The organism is Anaeromusa acidaminophila DSM 3853 (assembly GCF_000374545.1).
GTDB classification, from domain to species: Bacteria; Bacillota; Negativicutes; order Anaeromusales; family Anaeromusaceae; genus Anaeromusa; species Anaeromusa acidaminophila.
In genome coordinates, this window is record NZ_KB894583.1 from 23,572 (window position 1) to 44,554 (window position 20,983).

Consider the following 20,983-nt stretch of genomic DNA (forward strand, 5'->3'; position numbering starts at 1 on the left):
CTTCTTTTTCTTTATGATGTAGGTAAAGAAAAAGAACGGAGGTCTGGCGGGACCCATGAAAATAGGATTATCCAAACGGAACTTGCTGTTGTCGGCATCGGTTGCCGCAGTTTTGTGGGCGGGAACCTATTTTGCGCCGCTGTTGGCCGTTACGCCAACTCACGTGATGCTGACGCAAACGGCCAATCCGGCGGCGGAGCAGACCATTATTTGGCATACAGGCCCTTTGGGCAAGGGCAGTAAAGTGGAATTCTCCGAGGCGGACGGCGGGGCGGTGCAAACTAGTAGCGGCACAGAAACGGAACTGCAGACGGAGCGCGGGACGATCGTGGTTCATACCGCGCAGTTAACTGGACTTAAGGCGTCCACTCCCTATCGTTACCAGGTTGGCGACGGGGTATTCTGGAGCGAGAGCCATACCTTTACGACGGCGTCAGCCCAGGACAAGCCCTTTCGCTTTCTTCTTTTCGGGGATTCTCAAAGCTACACGTATGAGTTGTGGCAGGAGGTGCTGCATATAGCGTACGCCAGGAATCCGCAGGCTTCTTTTATGGTGAATATCGGAGATCTAGTAGACGTAGGCCTTGATTACGGCCAATGGGACGGCTGGTTTGGAGCAGGCAAAGGAGTTATCGACTCCATTCCCGTCGCGGCGGTCATGGGAAATCACGAAACCTACACGCCTCAAGGAAAGATCGTCTTGCCGGAGTACTTTGATGCGTTTTTCTCTTCGCCAGGGAACGGGCCGAAAGAATTGAAAAAACGCGTATATTCCTTTGACTACGGAGACGCCCACTTTTCAGTTCTCGACAGCCAGCGCCAGGAAGAAGAGGAATGGCTGCCGCAGATGCTGGCGTGGCAGCAGTCCTGGCTGGAACGGGATTTGGCGGCGACCAATAAACGCTGGAAGCTAGTGCTTATTCATCGTCCGTTGTACCATAATCGACCGTCTTTGGATTCGGACGCGGATTTGCGAGCAGCCTTTGGGCCGATTTTGGATCGATACGGCGTGGATGTCGCTTTTGCCGGACATGATCATGTCTATGCCCGTTCCTATCCGCTGCAAGGGGGCCGCTGGAGCGAAGCGTCGGGAGACGGCGTTGTCTACATTACTGTGGGCCGCAGCGGCACGAAGACCTTTGCCCGAGCGCAGCCAAAGGAATGGGACGCCGCTTTTCATAATCCGACAGAGCAGCCGAATTATTTGACCGTGGATGTGAGCGATAAGGAGCTGGTGGTGCACAATTTTGCCGCAGATGGTACGGTTCTTGATTCGTGGACGAAACGATAGGGCCATGGCAATGGTTAGGCAGATGGTCTCTGGAAAGAGATTTTTCTTTATGATCGCGTTGAAAGTAAAAAGAGCTTGCCGGTTCTTTGTTGCTTACTTTATAATTATACAGACAATTGATTGCTTATGTATTTTCTGGAAGGACGATTTGGTTACTAGAGAGATAACGGGGGGAGAACTATGAGAAAGAAGCTGTTTTGGAAAAACATGCTGCTTAGCGGCCTTGTTTTGGCGTTGGGGCTGGCGGCAGGCTGCGGCAATAGTGCTAGCGGCGATTTGAAGATCGGCATGGTCTATGAATTGACGGGGAATACGGCGACCTACGGAACTTCGGCGGCGAACGGCGCTAAGCTGGCTTTTAAAGAAATCAATGCCGCTGGAGGCGTCTTAGGTAAGCAGATTCAGATTGTAACGGCCGACAACAAAGGAGAGCCGTCGGAGTCGACGAATGCCATGACCAAAGTGATCACGCAGGACAAAGTAGTGGCGGTGACAGGCTTTACAGTCAGTTCCTGCGGCATTGCCGGTTCCTCTGTAGCGGAAGGGAGCAAGATTCCTTTTGTGGCGGCGGCTACGGTTAACCCGAAGGTGACGGTAGACGGCAATACAGGCAAGGTGAAAAATTATACGTTCAGGGCGTGCTTTATTGATTCTTTCCAGGGCGCGGTGGGGGCGCAGTTTGCGTTGAATAGTCTCAAAGCCCAAAAGGTATCGATTTTGACGGATAGCTCCAGCGACTATAGCAAGGGCTTGACTCAGATTTTTAAAGACTCCTTTACTAAAAATGGCGGACAGATTGTCGGCGAAGAAGCGTATTTGCAAAAAGATCAAGACTTCAAGCCGGTGTTGACCAAGTTGAAGTCTCAAAATCCGGATGTTTTGTACATTCCCGGCTATTATGAAGATGTTGGTAAAATTGTCAAGCAAGCGCGTGAGCTAGGCATGAATATGCCTATTCTCGGCAGCGATGCTTGGGATTCGCCGAAACTGGCGGAAATAGGCGGTCCTCAAGCCTTGAATAACACCTATTTTACCAACTTCTACTCGATCGAAGATCGCAATCCGGTTTCCAACGCTTTTGTGGAGGCGTACAAGAAAGAGTACGGGCAAGTGCCGGACTCCATGGCGGCTATGGGGTATGACGCGGCGCGACTGCTGGTTGACGCCATCAAGAGGGCCAATAGCACCGACGCGGCGAAAATCACGAAGGCTCTGGCGGAAACCAAGGACTTTGCCAGCGTCAGCGGTCCGATGTCATTGAATGATACCCATGACGCCGTGCGCGGCGTGGTCATCGTGGAAATGAAAGACGGAAAACAAGTCTATAAAGAAACCATTAAGCCCTAGGGTCACTGATTAATTCACTATCGACTCCCTTGGAAATCTAAAAAATAGCCATGTCTGCCTATGGGTAGGCATGGCTATTTTTATCAGGAATAGGGAAACGCATTATACTAAGGAGGCCTGACGATGGACATTCAAACCAAATTGCTGTATTTAGTAATTGACCTGCTGTTGCCGCTGGCCATCGGCCAGGTCTGCCGGAGTCAAACACGTCTGAGCGCAAGCTTTTTTCAGCGCATGATCATTCTTAATATTTGTCTGGTGTATCCGGTGCTGGCGGCGCTGACCATTTGGAGCTTGCGCCTTAATTATGAGCTTGTTGGCTTACCGCTCATGGGCGTGCTTCTTTGTATTATTCCCGGCGCTGCGGCGTACTTGCTTGTGGAACGCAAGTTTGACAGCGAACTGGATAAGGGTAGCTACCTTTTAAGCGCTATGTTGTCGAATACGGCTACCTTGGGAGGATTGTGCACGTACATTATGTACGGGGAAGCCGGTTTTGCGTATACGCAGATGGCGGTCATCTTGCAGAACGTGGTTATGTTCATGTTTTGTTTTCCCTTGGCGCAATATTATTATCAAAAAAGCATCGGACGTCCTTTTGATCGGCAATCGGTCATCTCTTTATTTATCAACCGCAACCAACTGCCAGTAGTGGGCATGGTTATCGGTGTAGCGCTGAACGTATCTGGCGTAGTGCGGCCATACTTTTTGGAAGTGTTAGTGGATCCGCTAGTGCATCTAGGGGCTTGGACGGCGCTGGTTCCCATTGGCTATTCCATTGATTTATATGGAATGCGGCGGTATTACGGAAAAATTTTGGACTTGCTGCCCATTAAGCTGGTGCTGACGCCACTAGCCGCCTATGTTTTGGCGAAGTTTGTTTTTGAAGAACCGGTGCTTATCAATACCATCGTGATTTTGGCCGCCATGCCGACAGCGATTAACGCGGTAGTGGCGGTGCAGCTTAATAAGCTGAATGTGGATTTGGCGACGGCGTCATTTGTGTTGACGACAGCCGCCTGTTTACTGGTGGCGCTGCCCATTCTATTTGTCGTCCTGTCTTGACAAAGAAACCGATACACGGTATAGTATGTTTGCAAAAGATGCTATATTCAAGAGGATAGTTCCAAGGTATTGTAAAAGTAAGAGCAAAGAAGCTCAAAGCGAAATTAACGCTGCTTTGGGCTTCTTTTTTTACGGTGAGTGTAAGTTTGTACTATCTATCAATAACGCATCAAGAAAGTGAAAATGCAAGGAGGATACAAGAAATGATGACGGCAATCGGCGTAATTATTGTTGCAGTGACGGTCTATTTTCTATTAAAGAGGTACGACGCGCGATTGGTTCTTTTGACTTCGGGGATTCTTATGGCCTGTGTGGCGGGAACGCCCATGGCTTCGTTAGATGCGTTCGCTAAAAACATGACTAATGGGGGTTTAATTCAAGCAGTTTGTTCGGTTATGGGCTTTGCGATGGTCATGCGCTATACGGAATGTGACAAGCATTTGATCAACTTGTTGGCTGGGGGGCTTTCTAAGGTTCGGCCTCTGTTGATTCCCGGCGTGGTACTGGCTACCTATGCAGTCAATGTGGCCTTGCCTAGCGCGGCAGGAACTGCTGCGGCTGCGGGCGCTATCTTTGTGCCTTTGATGATGTCTGCCGGTATTCATCCGGCGATGGCTGGAGCTGCAGTAAAATGCGGGACCTATGGGAGTATGCTCAATCCGGGGCTGGCTCATAATCCATTTGTGGCGAAAATTGCCGGCGTAGGGGTCATGGATGTGATTGCTTTTCACTTCAAAGCCAATATTGCCTCGCTTTTGACGGCGGCAGTGCTGATTACCCTGATTGCTTATTACCGCAAAGAACATAAAGGATACATAGCGGAAGGCTTGGAAGCGGAAGCTTCGTTTAAGGTTAACTGGCTTTACGCCATCATGCCGATTTTGCCGATTGTGATTTTGATTTTGGGAACAGCGGGTGTTGTGCCTGCGTTGAAAATGGATGTGCCGCAGGCTATGGTGATTGGGGCGCTGCTGGCGCTAGTGGTGACACGAAAAAACCCGACAAATTTGAGCAATGCTTTTTTTGACGGTATGGGTAAAGCGTACGGTTCTATTTTGGGTATTATCATTTCCGCCGGAGTCTTTGTTTCGGGCATGACGGCGCTGGGGCTTGTGAAAACCTTTACTACGGCCATGCTTAACAATCCGGCCATCGTTAAAGTTTGTGCGGCGGTTGGTCCGTTTGTTCTTGGCGTTATTGTCGGCTCCGGCGATGCAGCAACCTTTGCGTTCAATGAAGCCATTACGCCGCATGCCGCTGATTTTGGTATGTCCGCTGTGCAGATGGGCAGCATGGCGACGCTGGGAGGAACCCTGGGCCGCACGATGTCGCCTATCGCCGGTGCAACGATTATCATTGCCGGCATTGCCGGAGTGAATCCTATGGAAATCGCCAAACGCAATTTTTTGCCGATGGTAGGGGCTATGGTTTTGGGAATGGCTTTCTTGATGTAAGCGAATTAGATACTAATAATAGAAGAGGTAAGACCGGGTGCTGTAAAAGCCGGTCTTACCTCTTTTTTGCTATAATCAGAAAATTACTATTTACTTTTTCAGGCTGCTGTGCAATAATTTACTTAAAGTCAAACGTAGGATGTAGTATATACTACATAAAACAAAAGGAGGAAGAATCATGAAAGTAGCATTGGTGTACACAAGTACCACTCCGGAGTTGATTGAACTAGTAGAAAAAGAAGTGCAGCAGGTATTGCCCGCCGGTACAGAGATCATCAGCAATCAAGACCCGTCCATTTTAGCAGAGGTGCGGGAAGCGGGCTATGTGACGGCGCCGCCAGCTTCGCGTTTGGTTGGCATGTATATGAAAGCCATCGGTGATGGAGCGGACGCTATTCTCAATATCTGCTCTTCGGTTGGGGAAGTAGCGGATTCGGCGCAGGATGTAGCCAAGTATACAGGCATCCCTATTGTGCGAATTGATGAAGATATGTGCCGCGAAGCAGTGCGGCAAGGAACGCGCATTGGCGTTATGGCCACGCTGCCGACGACGCTGGCGCCGACGAAGAACACCATTTTACGGGTAGCTCGAGAAATGAACAAGCCGGTGGAATTGGTGGATTCTTTGGTGGATGGCGCATTTGGCTTGGATCAAGAACAGTTCAAAGAGCTGATGACCAAGTATGCAGGAGAGATCAGCGATAAAGTAGACGTAATTTTGTTTGCTCAAGGTTCGATGGCGTATTGTGAAGAATACATTCATGAGAAATATGATTTGCCGGTATTGTCCAGCCCGCGTTTTGGCGCTGTAGCGCTGCAAGAAGCATTGCAGAAAAAAGGCTTGATGTAAAAAAGTAAAGTTGACGGTATAATTTAATAATCATCGCAAAGGAGCAAAAGCCATGATCGAAAAGCTTGGAAATATCGTAAAGTTCATTACGAAATACTTCTCGGTGTGGATTATTCTGGGCGTTGTAGCCGCATTCTATCAGCCGGAGCCGTTTAAGCCGTTGGCTAAATATGTGCCGTATTGTATTATGGCGGTTATGTTGAGTATGGGTCTTACGGTGTCGCTGAATGATTTCAAACTGGTTTTTTCGCGGCCCAAGGATGTCTTTTGGGGGATTGTGCTGCGGTACATGATCATGCCGTTCATTGCGTTGGCTTTGACCAAAGTGCTTGATTTACCCCCTGTGTTGGCAGCAGGCTTGATTTTGGTAGGGTGCTGCCCCAGTGGTGTAGCCAGTAATGTCATGACGTTTCTGGCCAAAGGCGATACGGCTTTGTCCATTACAGTGTCTACGATTAATACTTTAATTGCTCCCTTTATTACGCCCTTTATGTTTGCCTTGTTAGTAGGCTCGATTGTACCGGTAGATGCCAATGCTATCTTGTTTGACATCTTAAAAATTGTCTTGGTGCCGGTGGTTTTAGGAGCGGTTATCCGCGGGGTAGCTTCTGATTTTGTCGATAAGATTATGCCGATTATTCCTATCGTATCGGTTGTGGCTATTTTTGTCACGACGAGCTCCGGGTTTGCCTTGAGTGCCAGTAAATTGGCGGATGTAGCAATTATTGCGGTGCTGGCGGTGGTTCTGCATAATTCCTTGGGCCTGATGACCGGCTACTGGGCTGCACGAGGCGTAGGCATGCCTCCGTATAAATCGAAAGCGCTGTGTTTTGAAATTGGCATGGAAAACGGCGGCCTGGCCATGGCTTTAGCTTTGGCGCATCTGGCTCCGCTGGCCTTTATTCCTGCAGCTATTTTCAACCTGGTGCATAATCTGACAGGTCCTATGTTGGCCAGCTATTGGCGGGAAAAGGAAGAAAAGCTGGAAGCGCAGGAACAAACTAAGGAAGCGGCGCAACTGTGACGCAAACGTTAGCAGGGAGGTTTTAAGGTTGGAAAATATGACGTTAGAATTGGCTAAAAAGCTTGGCGCGTATGCGGAAAATCTGGTAGCTAAAGAATACGGAGCCAAGCCATTTAGTGTAGCGATATGTGATAAGGACGGGTTTATGGTGCTTTTCAACAAGCTGGATGGTGCGAAGCTGTTGACCATTAAACTAACGCCAAACAAGGCTTACACGGCGGTACGGATGGGCGTGAGCACGGCAGATTTTCTGAAGAGGCTGCAAACGGACAATCTTAATATTTCCTATTTTGCCGATGAAAATTTTGTAGGCATGCCCGGCGGCGTGCCGGTATTGAACGCACAGCAGCAGATTATTGGCGCCGTGGGTATTGGCGGTCTGAAAGAAGACGGCGAGGTAGCGCTTAAGGTTGCAGCGGCGGCAAATTCCTTGTAGGATGAGGCAAACAAGTGTATCACATACGGGTGATTGATTGTTTTGGACCGACGTATGATGTTATACTGAAAAGGTAAAAATAGCATCAGGAGGTCCGGCATGCAAGCAGAAACATTCTTAAAGGAAATTGGCGGTAAATCCGTTGTCGAACAGATTGTTGAAAATATTACCAATGCCATCATTAATGGTGAGTTGAAACCCGGAGATAAAATACCGACGGAAAATGAATTGTGCGCATCTATGGGCGTGGGCCGCAATTCAGTGCGCGAAGCCATTAAAATTCTGGTGGCTTATGGCGTGCTGGTAATCAAACGGGCGGAAGGCACCTTCGTTAAGCAAGATTATGACAAGAAAATGCTCTTCCCCGTGCTGTACGGAATCATCTTGCAAAAAGATTCTGCCAAACAGCTGATAGAGATGCGCAAAATTATTGATGTGGGGATTTTGCAGCTGGCCATTGAGAAGTTGGATTTTCAATCGCTGCATAAGTTGGAGCTGGCCATGCAAGAATTGGAGCGGACCATGTCGGCGGCTCAGGTAAAAGCCAGTGACATTTTTGCTGCAGATACCGAGTTTCATAAAGTGTTGGTGGATATTACGGAGAACGCGCTTCTGGAAGGGATCTGCTACTATGTCGACCAAATTACCAAAGCCTCCAGGTTAAAAGCCATTGAGATGTTTTTGGAGGCAAAGGCGACGGAAGAATTCCTGCGCATGCATCGGGATATGGTGCAGGTATTGCAAAAAAAAGATCACTCGAAAATTGGCGAAGTCATTGAAAAACACTATGAATATTGGGAAAAAGTAAGTCTATAGCTTGCCAAGAAGCAGGCTAGGAGGTTATTTTATGCTTATTTCTTTTAACGATATCTTGCAACAGGCGTATCAAGAACAGTACGCGGTAGGTTCCTTTAATGGCTACAATTACGAAACCTTTAAAGGCATTATTGAGGCAGGCGCGGAGGCGAAGCAGGCGGTTATTCTGGCTTTTGGCGCCAAGTATTTGAAAAATATGTCGCTGGAAACGGCAGCCGCATTGGCTAAAAGTTTGAGCGAAGAAAGCGGCGCTCCAGTTTGTTTGCACCTGGATCATTGCAGCAGTCTGGATACGGTATATCGCGCTATCCATAGCGGCTTTGGCTCGGTTATGTATGACGGTTCGGCGCTTCCGTTTGAAGAAAACATGAAAAACACCAGGCAAGTATGTCAGGTAGCTCATGCCTGCGGCGTATCCGTAGAAGCCGAGCTGGGCTGTTTAGCGGCTGGTGAACGTTCCCATGAAGGCTCGGCGGAGGACGTCGAAGCGTATACCGATCCGCAGGCAGCCAAGGAATTTGTCGCTGCAACGCAAGTAGATGCGCTGGCGGTTTCCATTGGCACCGTACATGGTTTGTACAAGGCTGAACCTTGTTTGCGCCTTGATATTTTGGAAAACATCAATAAACGTTTGACGATACCTTTGGTGCTGCATGGCGGCTCCGGCTTGTCGGAGGCGGATATTGCCGCTTGCCGGCAGCGCGGGATTGCCAAGGTGAATGTAAACACGGAAATATCCGTCTATGCGGTAGACAAGACGGCGGCCTTATTGGCTGGCAAACAACCTCATTTTTCCGAAGTATCTTTGCAGCAGATTGACTATGTCAAAGAAGTAGTAAAAAAATATATCGCCTATTTTGCGGCAGGCAAGTAAAGGCACGGAGAACCGCTGCAGAAGCAGCGGTTCTCCGTATTTTAAGGAGGACTATTATGAATAAAGTGCTTGTTTCAGTGGCTCCAGTAGCCAGTACCGATACGAATATTGTGCCGGAGAAAATTGCTGCGGAAGTAATCCAGTGTTGGAAGGCTGGTGCGGCGATGGTGCATCTGCATGTGAGGGATGCGCAAGGCCAGTTGACTACCGACATGGAACTGTTGAATGAAACGCTGCAGTTGATTCGTCAAGAGTCGGATATGATTATTGAAGTATCTACCGGCGGCGTTTCCAACTTATCCATTCAAGAACGCTGTGTGCCACTGTATTCCGAATTGGTAGAAGCCTGTTCTTTGAATGTTGGTTCTACTAATTTGGGAAAAGCTGTTTACTGCAACCCGCTGGACGAAGTAGAGTACTGTATTAAAGAACTGCTGAAGCAGAAGAAAACCCCTGAAGTGGAAGTGTTTGAGATTGGTCATATCCATACGATGCAGGAATTTATGGGACAATATGATTTTGTGGCGCCGGTACTGTTCAGCATTGTCTTAGGGCATCAAGGGGAAGCGCCCGCTACGCCGCAAGCGCTGACAACCATGATTCAGATGATTCCTGCAGGGACGCTCTGGGGTATTACCCAGGCCAATCGAAAAGATTTTGGTCTGATTGCCGCCGCATTAGGATTGGGAGCGCGTACGGTGCGCATCGGCTTTGAAGACAGCCGGTATTTGGATACGCGCACAGTAGTGGGCAGCAACGTGCCTCTCGTAGAGAAAACGGTGCGGCTTTTGCAGGCGATGGACAAAGAGCCGATGAGCCCGGCAGAAGCGCGGCAACTCTTTAAAATAGGCGGTCAATAAGTATGATGGCGCAGCATAAGCAATGCCCTACTTTAGACACAGCCGTGCTGGACCGCTTTCCTTCTGTAGACGCGGTGAATTTACAGAGGCTGTTGGAAGCGGCGGTTGCCGGGGATAAGCACAAAATTATTGTGTTGGATGACGATCCTACCGGTGTGCAGACGGTTCATGATTTATCCGTGTACACGGATTGGTCCTATGAAAGCGTACGACAAGGCTTTTTGGAAGAACGCAAAATGTTTTACATTCTGACTAATTCCCGAGGCTTTACCGAAGAGGAGACCATCAAAGCGCATCAAGAGATTGCCAAGATGGTATCTCAAGTGGCTCGGGAATTGCAACGACCATTTCTGCTTGTCAATCGCAGCGATTCGACGCTGCGGGGGCACTACCCTTTGGAAACACAGGTGCTGAAAGAGCAATGGGAGGCTGAAAGCGGTCAGGCGGTGGATGGAGAAATTCTCTGCCCTTATTTCAAGGAAGGAGGCCGGTTTACCCTTGGCAATGTGCATTACGTTCGGTATGGCGAGCAACTGGTACCGGCTGGAGAAACCGAATTTGCCAGAGATAAAACTTTTGGCTATTGTGCATCGGATTTGACAGAGTATGTAGAAGAAAAGACAGTCGGCGCTTATCGCAGCGAGAAGGTAACGACCATTTCGTTAGAAGAACTTAGAAGCCTGCAGGTGGAAGCCATTACGGAGAAGCTGCTTCGCGTTCACGGCTTCGGCAAGGTGGTTGTTAATGCTGTGGATGCTTGCGACGTGAAAGTGTTTTGCCTAGCTTTGTACCAGGCTCTTAGCCGAGGGAAACGCTTTCTATTTCGCGTGGCGGCCGGTTTGGTAAAAGAACTTGGCGCTGTATCGGACAGGCCTCTTTTAACGAGAGAGGATATGTTGAAGAGAACGCTTGGCACCGGCGGAATCGTCATTGTTGGTTCTCATACGGTTAAAACTACGCAGCAATTAGAACGTTTAAAAGAATTGCCGGACGTTTGCAGTCTAGAATTCAACTCCGACTTGGTTTTGGAAGAAGAGCGTTTTGCCGAAGAAATTGAAGCGGTTCTACAGCAGGAAGAAGCTTTACTGCAAAGCGGTAAAACTGTTGTTGTTTATACCAAACGCAAGCTGCTGTCTTTAGAGGGAGACTCTAAAGAAGCCGCTTTGCGGCGTTCGGTAAAGATTTCCGAGGCTGTGCAATCCTTAGTAGGACGGCTGCGGGTAACGCCAGCTTTTGTCGTGGCCAAAGGAGGCATTACCTCTAGCGATGTTGGTACTAAGGCGTTAAAGGTTAAACGCGCTCGCGTTCTCGGCCAGGTGCGGCCGGGGATTCCCGTATGGCAGACTGGAGAGGAAAGTAAATTTCCCCGCATTCCCTACGTGATTTTTCCGGGAAATGTCGGCGAAGCCGACACCCTAAAAGACGTTGTGAAAGTGTTGATGGGCTAAAGGGGGGAGGGATTCACAGAGCAGCGGGAGCAAGAACGTTTGAAGCAGTTTATATAAGGATAACGCAGAAAGAGGGCGCCTTTAAAAGGCAGCCCTCTTCTTTGTGTAGTCTATATTTTTTTCGTAACCCTTCTCGCATCCTTCGATTCCTAGTATCCTTACGCGGTCTCGACCTTGCTGTCTGCCGCAAGGCCCAGCTTTGCCACAGCCTGTTCGCGCATTTTGTACTTCATGATCTTGCCGGCGGCATTCATGGGGAATTCGCTGACAAAGTCAATATAGCGCGGGGTTTTGTGTTTGGCCATATGAGAGCGGATGTAGTCTTTGAGTTCATCCGAAGTCATCGTTGCGCCGTCTTTCAAGATGACGCAGGCCATGATTTCCTCGCCGTACTGTTTGTCCGGCACGCCGATGACTTGTACATCTTTGACTTTTTCATGGGTATAGATGAAGTCTTCAATTTCCTTGGGATAGATGTTTTCGCCGCCGCGGATGACCATATCCTTGATGCGGCCTGTGATTTTGAAATAACCATTTTCATCGCGCTTGGCCAAATCGCCGGTGTGGAGCCAGCCGTCTTTGTCGATGGCGGCGGCGGTAGCCTCGGGCATTTTGTAGTAACCTTTCATGATGTTGTAGCCGCGGGCGACAAATTCCCCGGACACATTGTCCGGCAAATCTTCGCCGGTTTCAGGATCCACAATTTTGCACTCCACGCCCGGTAAGGCGCGGCCGACGGTAGAGACGCGAAGCTCAATGGAATCGTCTACACGACTTTGGGTGCAGCCTGGAGCGGATTCCGTTTGGCCGAAGACAATGGTAATCTCCGTCATGTTCATCTTGTTGACCACGTCTTGCATGACTTTGGTGGGGCAGGGGCTGCCGGCCATGATGCCTGTGCGCACGTGAGAAAAATCGGTTTTGGGAAAATCCGCGTGTTCCAGCATGGCGATGAACATGGTAGGGACGCCGTGGAAGCAGGTGATTTTTTCGCGGTTGATGCACTCGAGCGATTGCTTGGGAGAGAAGTAAGGCAGCGGAGACATGGTGACGCCATGGGTCATGGCGGCTGTCATCGCCAAGACCATGCCGAAGCAGTGGAACATAGGTACCTGGATCATCATGCGATCAGCGGTGGACAGATCCATGCAGTCGCCAATGTTTTTTCCGTTGTTGACGACATTATAGTGAGTCAGCATGACGCCTTTGGGGAAGCCGGTGGTGCCGGAAGTGTATTGCATGTTGCAGACGTCGTGCTTGTTCAAAGAACGTTCGCGTCTATAGACCTCCTCTACCGGCACGGTTCCCGACAGTTCAACCGCCTCATCCCAGGTCAGGCATCCTGGCTGCTTGGAGTCGACGGTAATGATGTTGCGCAAGAACGGCAGACGAACCGAGTGCAGCGGTGTGCCAGGCTTGGTTCGTTCCAACTCGGGGCAAAGCTCTTGCATGATTTCAACGTAGTTAGAGTCTTTATAGCCGTCAATCATGACCAGCGTATGCGTATCCGACTGACGGAACAAATACTCGGCTTCGTGAATTTTATAGGCTGTATTGACGGTAACCAGAACGGCGCCGATTTTGATGGTAGCCCAGAAAGTAATGAACCATTGCGGCACGTTGGTAGCCCAGATCGCGACATGATCGCCTGGCTTTACTCCCAAAGCAATTAAAGAACGGGCAAAGGCATCCACGTCGTCCCGGAATTCCGCATACGTGCGTGTGTAATCATGCGTGGTATAGCGAAAAGCATACTGGTCGGGAAATTCAGCTACGACATGATCCAGGACTTGGGGGAAGGTTAGGTCAATAAGGCTGTCCTTTTCCCAGATGAACTTGCCTGTTTTGGCATTGTTGTCAAACAAGCGGCCCTTGGAAGTATTCTTTTCAATAAAGCGATTCATGTAATGGGCGAAATGAGGGAAGACAACTCCGGCATTCGCCAAGTCCGGTGCCCAGGCTTTGACCCATTCCAAGGACAGGTAACCGGCGTATTTGATGGAGTTCAGAGCGGACATGATTTGCGCAATCGGCAGATCTCCTTCGCCCAGCATGCGATATTGAATGGCATCATCTAGGACGACAGAATCTTTGACATGAGCGTATTTGATGTAAGCGCCGAGGTTCTGCACGGTTTGCTCTGGAGTTTCTCCGGCAAAACGGTAAGGATGATGAATGTCCCACAAAGCGCCGATGGCGTCACTTGCGATCTGGTTGAGCAACTGGCCCAAACGCTTGGTATCGGCGTAAACGCCGGAGGTTTCGACCAAAAGCGTGACTTGATTGGCTTCGGCAATGGGAATCAGACGGCGCAGGGCGGCAAGAACCACCTGATCGTCAACGGCTCCTGTTGGTTGGGGTTCATTATCGCCTAGAATACGAACATAAGGCGTCCCCAGTTTGCCGGCTAGCGTAATGTAACGTACAAGTTCTTTATGGTTGTCCTCGGCTTTTTCGGCGAACTTCAGACAGCAGCCGGAGGAAAGGCAAGATATTTCAAGGCGCAGTTCTTCCAACTTTTGTTTGGTATGCGGCCATTGCTCTTCGGAAAGAGGCTGACCTGGGCCGGTGAAGCGTTTGTTTCCCAGTCCGCGGACCTCAATACCGTCAAAGCCAAAGTCTTTGGCCAGAGAGTAAATGTCGCGCCAGCCGAATTCAGGACAACCCAAGGTGGAAAAAGCTATTTTCATACGAATCTCTCCTCTGCTTTTGGTTTCCAGGGGGCGGAAACAAAAAAATCGTCCCCTGGCATTGCTGCCAAGAGACGAAAGCATACACTTCCGTGGTACCACTCTTGTTGATATGAACTATATCCACTCTGCAGGCGCGGCCTATAGGCGATGCCCCTCTCGTGATAACGGCGAGATGCCCGTTCACGCCTACTTGCAAATTGCTTTCGGGTGAATGCTCAAGGGTGAGTTTCGCCATGGCGCAGTACGCTGTTTCGCACCAACCAACAGCTCTCTGAAGTGACGCGGCGCTAGGCTTTTTCCCTTTCAATGCATTTTGTATATTAAAATCTTGGTTATAATTTAGCAAAAAGACTAATCCTTGTCAAGAGAAAAGTTACAAAAAATATCGAAAGAACAAAAAACAAAGAATGTTAGTGTAAATTAACATCCGGCAGAACGAGAGAAACAAGCGCTGGAATCCTATGATCGGCTTTGCAAGAAAGATGGCAGGGCTTGAATTTTGTGGTACACTAAGGAAGCGCCTGATTAGTATTGTGTAACGAACAAGGAGGAACTAAAAAATCCATGGAAACGCAAGAAAATAAAGCATATAGCCGCAGTGATTTGCTGTCGTGGGGCATGCTGGCTTTGCTTTTTGTGTATATGCTATCTCTGAACTTTCTCATGCCGCTGCATCGCGATGATTATTGGTATTCCTTGATATGGGGAACGATGGATAAGCTAGCGGTTTTGCCGGATGTCTTTCAATCTATGTACGCCCATTATTTGACCCATGGCGGTCGTATGACAGCCTATGTGGTACTGAGCAGTTTTTTATTGGCAGGAAAGTTTTGGTTTAATCTATTCAATTCGTTTCTCTATGTGGCTTTAATTGTATTGATGTACTGGCATTCGCAACGTCAGCTTACCTGGCGTTTTCAGCCGCATATACTATTGCTGCTGATAACCTTTGCTTGGTTAGGACTGCCGCATTTTGCAGAAGTGACGATTTGGATGGCCGGTTCCTGCACGTATTTATTTACGGCCGTACTGATTCTTGCATTCTTTCTTCCCTATCATTTTCAAGCTTTGGGACGCGGCTTGTGGCGGGGAGGTTTTTTATCTGCTGCAGGTATGTTGCTCTTGGGGGTCCTGGCAGGCTGGGGAATTGAAAATACTTCGGCGACAACGGCATTCATCAGTGTTTGCGCCACCTTCTACTTTTACAAAAAGAAACAGCTGCAAACATGGATGTTGACAGGCGCTTTTGGCGCGGTATTAGGCATGATTATGCTGGTTATTGCGCCGGGAAACTATGTACGCTATGACGATTCGAAAACGAAATTGATTTATCATTTTACCAATCTTATCGCGGCAGGGGCGGAGGCGCTGCTCTATGTGCTGCCGGTTGTACTGTTTTTGCTTTTGGCTTGGCGGGTTTTGCTTGTTTGTCATGCGAAGGGCGCTGCTGCTATAGTGGAAAATCGGCAATTGGACGGACGTTTTATTTTTTCCTCCTTTCTGACCATGGCTGTGATTGCTTTTTTACTGCTTTCCTATAGCAATGGACACTTCTTTTCTACTTGGCTGGGGCCGTTGCTGATGGCTAAGGTGGCGGTGCCCCTGGGAGTCGCTACGCCGCGCCTGCAGGTGCAGCTTTTCAATACCTTGTCCGGTCTGGAGGAGATGTTGATCTATTTGCTCACGATCGCCCAACTGTATCGATATGCCTTTACGAAGCTGTCGTTGCGCAAAAAGGATTTGCAAGGGCTGGCGGCTGGTGTTCGCTGGCGGGAGATTATGGCGGCGCATCCGGCTTGCTGGCATGTGGCGGCCTGGCTGGGGCTGGCTTTGTTTAATCATTTTGTCATGGTGGCGTCGCCGCGCTTTCCGGCGCGGGCTACCTTTGGTTCGGTTGCATTCCTGCTGGTTGCGACAGCCAGCGTATTTACTGTGCCCGAAGTGCGGCAATATTTTTTGGAAACGGCGCGCAGGAAATACTTGGCTTTCTTCGCAGTCTTACTCCTCCTGCCCATGATGGCGGCAACCTTGAATCAGTATGTCACTATCTATCGGGAAGACGGGGCTCGGATGGCTTATGTGCAGGAAATGGCGGCTCAGGGAGTGACAGAACTCGAAGTGGCGCCGATTTCCATTAAAAATCGCGTGCTGCGCCATGTGTACTTTGAGGATTTAAATAATTCCGTCTCACGCGACCTGCTTTGCAATTATTACGGCCTGAAAACGATCAAGCTGAAAGAATAGCCGAGGTTAGGAACGAACAAGAGAATTGGAGAACCGGAGGGGCCGCAAGAGGGGAAAAACAGGTACTTCAAGTAACAACAGGATTTAGAGAGGAATTTAGAATTTAAAAAAGCCAGTGAAACCTTTTACATAAGGATTTCACTGGCTTTTCTGGATCATGTTGATCTTTTTTGATTATACTTCCAAACATCGCAAGCCTCATGAGAACCTTCTGGTTCTCTGCGCGACTCCTGTTCAATCCAACCTCGTCGTGCCCTCCCTTTACTCCTTCTACTCATGTTTAGATATTCCGTTCTTTCTTACGGAATATCCCGGAAAGAAGCCAGGGTAATTGAGCGCTCTTTGAGCAGCGATTTCGCTTGGCTGCTTAGGACGGTTTGTAGTTCTTCTTCAAACTGGTGCGCCCAGCCGCAGGCGGTAGCTAAAGCTTGATTATCAGTGCCGGGATGAATCATGATTTCTGTAGAACCGGCGGGCAGCTTTTGCAGGATTTCTAATAAACTTGCTTCGCGCAGACCGCCGCCGGCGACAATGCCGTAGAAATGGTCCGGCGTCCGAAAGCCGTGCTGTCGCGCCTTGCGGCGGGCTAAGGCGGCCAGAAAGATAAGGCCGGAACGGCCGACGAACTGTCCAGGCGTGCAGGAGTAGCCTCCGGTAAAGCCGAGCGGTACGGCAGGAATGCGTACGGCGTTGATTTTGTGGGCGGCGGCCAGTTCTAAGGCGATGTCGATAATCCCGGGCAGGACATGAAGATGCTGATGACTGTCAATGTGGGTGACGCGCAGGCCGCTGGCGATAACTTTTTGAATTTGCGCGGCCAGTTCGGCGCGCACTTCTTTTAAAGAAACAGCGCCTTTGAAAAAACGAGCCATAAACTGCGGGTATTTTTCAGCAAGCTGGCCGTTTTCATCGACTAAGCTGGGAATTTGCTCCGGCGGCAGCAAGGGCTTCTCGCCAATGAGCGTCAAATGCACCCCTACTCCTAACGAAGGATGGGCGGCTGCCTTGGTTACGGCGTCGTCAAAAGCGGCGGCGCTGGGCATCAAGGTGGCGCTGGTGATGCAGCCGTCTACATGGCCTTGGATGACAGCATCGTTTATTAAAGCATGGCGGCCGAAATCATCGGCATTGACAATGAGTTTTCGCATGAGTACTCCTTTTTCTGTGTCAGATAGTAAAATTTCTTATGCAAGTAAGCCGAAAGCTGGAGGCTTACTTGCATTTGAGACAAGATTTGCGCGCGCCTCGAAAAAGCGGGCTAAGTTGGCAGTTTCTTAACTCGCTGCGCTCAAACAAGCGAAACTGTATTCCGTCTTAACTCGCTTTTTCGTCCTGCGGACCGGCTTGCTCCAATAAAAGTCTCAAATACAAGCAGTGCCGCCGTAACCGACCCTAGGCGCATCCAGCGCTTTTATTAGCATTATTCTGTAGAGAACCGATGACTTAATGAGCACTCCGCTTAAGCACGAATTTTTTTCGTCAGACGAGAAAGAAAACGCAGGCATAGCGGCGCTTTGTCGAGTATTTCTGACGATGTATGACGAGAAAAAGGCCGCTTTAGTGTGAGATGCGAATAAGTCATCGGTTCCCTAGACGAAAAACCACGTGCTTGCTGGCAAAATAGTTAAGAATCGCCACAATTACGCTTGCGGCCAATTTCGCTGCAGCATCCGGGATGAGCAGCCCTTCAACCATGATAATCATGGAAAGAATATCGGCAAAATACGAAAGGGTTCGGAAAAAGAGAAAGCTGGAAAATTCTCTAAAGAGAAGGGCGATATCGGTTTTTCGGCTTTGAAAGACATAGAATTTATTGGTAATAAAGGCGAAAAGGACTGCCAGAATCCAAGCCAAAGAGGCTGCGATTTTGTAGTCCAAAGGAATGGTTTTGGTGAAAAACAGGTAAACAATAAAATTAACCAGTGTGGTCAGCAGGCCAAAAACAATATAGGAGCTAGTTTGGCTTATCTTGCATAGCTTCAAGTCAATTCTCTCCCTGGTCTTCAAAATGCAGGCGGTCACGGCGGTAGAGACTTTTTTTGCCGTTATACTCGTTTACAAGATATAAGGGACGTCGTTTGGTTTCGTTAAACACCCGCGCCAGATATTCGCCGATGACTCCCAGAAAAATAAGTTGGATGCCGCCTAAGAATAAGATGATCGATACCAGCGTGGGGAAACCTTGCACAGGGTCGCCAAACATCAGGGTGTTGAAGATGATCCAGCCCATATAAGCAAAAGAGATGAGAGAAATGACCAGGCCGGCAATGGAAGAAAGGCGCAGGGGAAAGGTGGTGAAAGAGGTAATGCCTTCTATTGCCAGATTGATCAGTTTTAACCAGCTCCACTTAGTGGCGCCTGCAGCGCGCAGCGCAGAGTCGAAAAGAATTTCTTTTTTGCGGTAGCCGATCCAGCTGAAAATACCTTTGGTATAGCGCTGGGTTTCGCGCATCAATTTGATTGCTTCTACACAACGGCGGTCCAGTAACCGGAAATCGCCCACATGCTCTTGGATCTTGATGGTGGATATTTTTTGCAGCAAGCTGTAAAAGGTGTTGGCTGCGCAACGGCGGATAAAAGATTCGCCGTTGCGCTGGCGTCGTTTAGCACAGACGTCATCATAGCCTTCTTTCCAGTAGGCAATCATTTCAGGAATGAGTTCCGGAGGATGTTGTAGGTCAGCATCCATAATAATAACGGCATCGCTGTCGGCGTAATCAAGACCAGCAATCATAGCCAGCTCTTTGCCGAAGTTACGGGACAAATCTAAATAAGAAATTTGCGGATGCTGAGCTGCGAGCTTCTTAATAACGTGCAGCGTAGTATCGGTGCTGCCGTCGTTGACGAAAAGAATTTCAAAAGAGACGGCGGATATTTCACCGAGAATGGTGTTTAAACGCAGCCAAAGCTGCTCTAAAACTTCTTGCTCATTATAGCAGGGGATGAGGAGCGTAATTTTATCCAAAATGGTTTTCATCCTCTCATTGCGATGGATAGAAAAAATATATCGTGTCTATTATACATCTGCGCCTTCCTATAAGTACAGATTGAATCCTGCATGGGAGTAGTTTTGCCTTTTTTCTGGGAAAAATTGTTTTTATTTGGTAAAGTAGAAGGCGAGATATAACGCTGGAAAACTCGTGCGACGAGGAGGCGGAAATAGCGATGGCTGGTTTGGGCAGGAAAAACGAAGTCTATTTTGTGGGCTTGTGTATGTTGGTTGCAGGTATTGCTTATTTGGATTACTTGACCATTCATGAGATCGATCTGTCTATTTTTTATTTATTGCCTGTAGGTTTGGCCTCGTGGCAGATGGGGCTTGTCTGGGGACGCAGCGCAGCCCTTTTGGCGGTAGCGTCGTGGGGATTGGCGGATTGGCTGGATGACTATGTTTATAAGCTGCCGTGGGGCGTGTATTGGGCTTCGCTGAATCATGCCGTGTTTTTTTGGGCTACGGCGGAAGTAACAGCCCGGTTGCGCTTAGCCTATCAAATGATAGAAAAGTCGGCGTTTTATGATGCATTGACTGGTTTATATAATCGACGAGCGTTTTTCACTATGGCGGAAAAAGAATTGCAGCGCAGTCGTCGCTATGGTCACCCTTTAACGGTGTGTTATATTGACGTGGATCATTTCAAGCAAGTCAACGATACGAGAGGCCATGAAGCGGGTGATCAACTGCTGCGCGAAATTGCTGCAGCGCTTACCGATCTGGTGCGACAAAGTGACCTTGTATCCAGGCTGGGAGGAGACGAGTTTGCGTTGCTTTTGCCGGAAACCGATACTGTAGCGCAAAGCGTATTGGAACGCCTGCGCGAACGGTTGCAACAGCGCATGGATACAGCTGGCTGGCCGGTGACCTTCAGTGTGGGCGCCGTTACTTGTCGGCAGTCGCCGCAATCTATTGATGATCTGGTGCAGTATGCCGATGCATTGATGTATCAAGTGAAGCATCAGGGGAAAAACCAACTGCGCTATGAAGTGTGGCAGGAGGAGAATAAATAGCTGTAATTTTTGGAATTAGTAGGGTTTTGGATGTGCAAAACAGAATATGTAAAACAAAAAGAACAGCAAGAGGTGTCAAAAATGAAACATTGGACGCTGATGATCCTGTTGATCCTGTGCTTAGCGGTCATAGGAGGGCAGCCAAGGACGGTGCACGCGGCTGCAGCAGGTATTGTTTCGGTAGACCAGGTGAATTTACGCACGGCGCCAAACTTGGAGAGTGCCGTGATTGGCGTTTTGGTGAAAAAAGACGTTGTGCAGTATCTGTATAATCGCAACCCCTGTCAGGTGAATGGGTATGTCCGGGTGTTGGTCGTGCGGGCTGCAGACAAGAGCCTGGAAGGGATGGAAGGATGGGTTGTCGAGAAGTATTTGTATTGTCCCCAGGCGGATTGAGTCACATAAACAGTAAGGCTGTGTCTAAGGGCTTGCTCTTGGACACGGCTTTTTTTATGCTTTTCAAGATTACGTGGTATAAACGGCGGTATGTTTGCATTTGAGACAAGATTTCCGCGCGACTCGCAAAAATAGGAGTCGACGGCAGTTCCGCGAACTCGCTGGGGCTCAGACATACGG

At 49.0% G+C, this 20,983-nt stretch carries 18 protein-coding genes and 1 other annotated feature; of the genes, 14 read left to right on the forward strand and 4 right to left on the reverse strand.

The features are described 5' to 3' along the window. Positions 1–55: 55 nt before the first annotated feature. From C508_RS17580 to C508_RS0101915, 11 genes are all read left to right on the forward strand, one after another. Complete coding sequence (locus tag C508_RS17580; RefSeq protein ID WP_018701832.1) at positions 56–1,291, forward strand: purple acid phosphatase family protein; 1,236 nt, start codon at positions 56–58, stop codon at positions 1,289–1,291. A gap of 180 nt (positions 1,292–1,471) precedes the next feature. Next, a complete protein-coding gene (locus C508_RS0101870) occupies positions 1,472–2,638 on the forward strand; it encodes an ABC transporter substrate-binding protein (RefSeq protein ID WP_018701834.1) in 1,167 nt (388 codons plus the stop codon). Between the two features lie 123 nt (positions 2,639–2,761). After that, the gene (locus C508_RS0101875) at positions 2,762–3,703 is read left to right on the forward strand and encodes an AEC family transporter (RefSeq protein ID WP_018701835.1); all 942 of its coding nucleotides are present in this window, start codon (positions 2,762–2,764) and stop codon (positions 3,701–3,703) included. Positions 3,704–3,906: 203 nt separating this feature from the next. After that, the gene (gene dcuC, locus C508_RS0101880) at positions 3,907–5,157 is read left to right on the forward strand and encodes a C4-dicarboxylate transporter DcuC (protein WP_018701836.1); all 1,251 of its coding nucleotides are present in this window, start codon (positions 3,907–3,909) and stop codon (positions 5,155–5,157) included. Positions 5,158–5,335: 178 nt separating this feature from the next. After that, positions 5,336–6,007, forward strand: coding sequence for an aspartate/glutamate racemase family protein (locus C508_RS0101885; RefSeq protein ID WP_018701837.1), 672 nt, complete (start codon positions 5,336–5,338; stop codon positions 6,005–6,007). 52 nt (positions 6,008–6,059) lie between these two features. Next, positions 6,060–7,031, forward strand: coding sequence for a bile acid:sodium symporter family protein (locus C508_RS0101890; RefSeq protein ID WP_018701838.1), 972 nt, complete (start codon positions 6,060–6,062; stop codon positions 7,029–7,031). A gap of 37 nt (positions 7,032–7,068) precedes the next feature. Beyond that, positions 7,069–7,467 (forward strand): GlcG/HbpS family heme-binding protein, encoded by a 399-nt coding sequence (locus C508_RS0101895; protein ID WP_037350595.1) that lies wholly within the window; start codon positions 7,069–7,071, stop codon positions 7,465–7,467. 99 nt (positions 7,468–7,566) lie between these two features. Continuing rightward, positions 7,567–8,283 (forward strand): FadR/GntR family transcriptional regulator, encoded by a 717-nt coding sequence (locus C508_RS0101900; protein WP_018701840.1) that lies wholly within the window; start codon positions 7,567–7,569, stop codon positions 8,281–8,283. Positions 8,284–8,314: 31 nt separating this feature from the next. Next, positions 8,315–9,157: a class II fructose-bisphosphate aldolase gene (locus tag C508_RS0101905; protein ID WP_018701841.1), complete on the forward strand. Its 843-nt coding sequence runs from the start codon at positions 8,315–8,317 to the stop codon at positions 9,155–9,157. 56 nt (positions 9,158–9,213) lie between these two features. Next, complete coding sequence (locus C508_RS0101910) at positions 9,214–10,017, forward strand: beta-keto acid cleavage family enzyme (RefSeq protein WP_018701842.1); 804 nt, start codon at positions 9,214–9,216, stop codon at positions 10,015–10,017. A gap of 2 nt (positions 10,018–10,019) precedes the next feature. Further along, positions 10,020–11,465, forward strand: coding sequence for a four-carbon acid sugar kinase family protein (locus C508_RS0101915; protein ID WP_018701843.1), 1,446 nt, complete (start codon positions 10,020–10,022; stop codon positions 11,463–11,465). A gap of 158 nt (positions 11,466–11,623) precedes the next feature. Here C508_RS0101915 and C508_RS0101920 read toward each other — a convergent pair whose 3' ends face one another. Beyond that, the gene (locus tag C508_RS0101920) at positions 11,624–14,239 is read right to left on the reverse strand and encodes an AMP-binding protein (protein ID WP_215731947.1); all 2,616 of its coding nucleotides are present in this window, start codon (positions 14,237–14,239) and stop codon (positions 11,624–11,626) included. Beyond that, positions 14,223–14,474, reverse strand: a binding site (T-box leader). (Overlaps the previous gene by 17 nt.) 248 nt (positions 14,475–14,722) lie before the next feature. On the opposite strand from C508_RS0101920, the gene C508_RS0101925 reads away from it, so the two are divergent. Further along, a complete protein-coding gene (locus tag C508_RS0101925) occupies positions 14,723–16,402 on the forward strand; it encodes a DUF3329 domain-containing protein (protein WP_018701846.1) in 1,680 nt (559 codons plus the stop codon). A gap of 299 nt (positions 16,403–16,701) precedes the next feature. Here the strand turns inward: C508_RS0101925 and C508_RS0101930 are convergent, their stop codons facing one another. From C508_RS0101930 to C508_RS0101940, 3 genes are all read right to left on the reverse strand, one after another. Beyond that, positions 16,702–17,550, reverse strand: coding sequence for a ChbG/HpnK family deacetylase (locus C508_RS0101930; RefSeq protein ID WP_018701847.1), 849 nt, complete (start codon positions 17,548–17,550; stop codon positions 16,702–16,704). A 430-nt stretch (positions 17,551–17,980) separates the two neighbouring features. Beyond that, on the reverse strand, positions 17,981–18,385 hold the full coding sequence (locus C508_RS0101935) for a GtrA family protein (RefSeq protein WP_018701848.1): 405 nt from the start codon (positions 18,383–18,385) through the stop codon (positions 17,981–17,983). Between the two features lies 1 nt (position 18,386). Further along, positions 18,387–19,367, reverse strand: coding sequence for a glycosyltransferase family 2 protein (locus C508_RS0101940; protein ID WP_039796618.1), 981 nt, complete (start codon positions 19,365–19,367; stop codon positions 18,387–18,389). Positions 19,368–19,567: 200 nt separating this feature from the next. Between C508_RS0101940 and C508_RS0101945 the strand changes: the two genes are divergently transcribed. After that, positions 19,568–20,407 carry a GGDEF domain-containing protein gene (locus C508_RS0101945; RefSeq protein ID WP_018701850.1) on the forward strand — a complete coding sequence of 280 codons (840 nt, stop codon included), beginning with the start codon at positions 19,568–19,570 and terminating at the stop codon, positions 20,405–20,407. 81 nt (positions 20,408–20,488) lie between these two features. Continuing rightward, complete coding sequence (locus C508_RS0101950; RefSeq protein ID WP_162143534.1) at positions 20,489–20,803, forward strand: SH3 domain-containing protein; 315 nt, start codon at positions 20,489–20,491, stop codon at positions 20,801–20,803. The last annotated feature ends 180 nt before the right edge of the window (positions 20,804–20,983 follow it).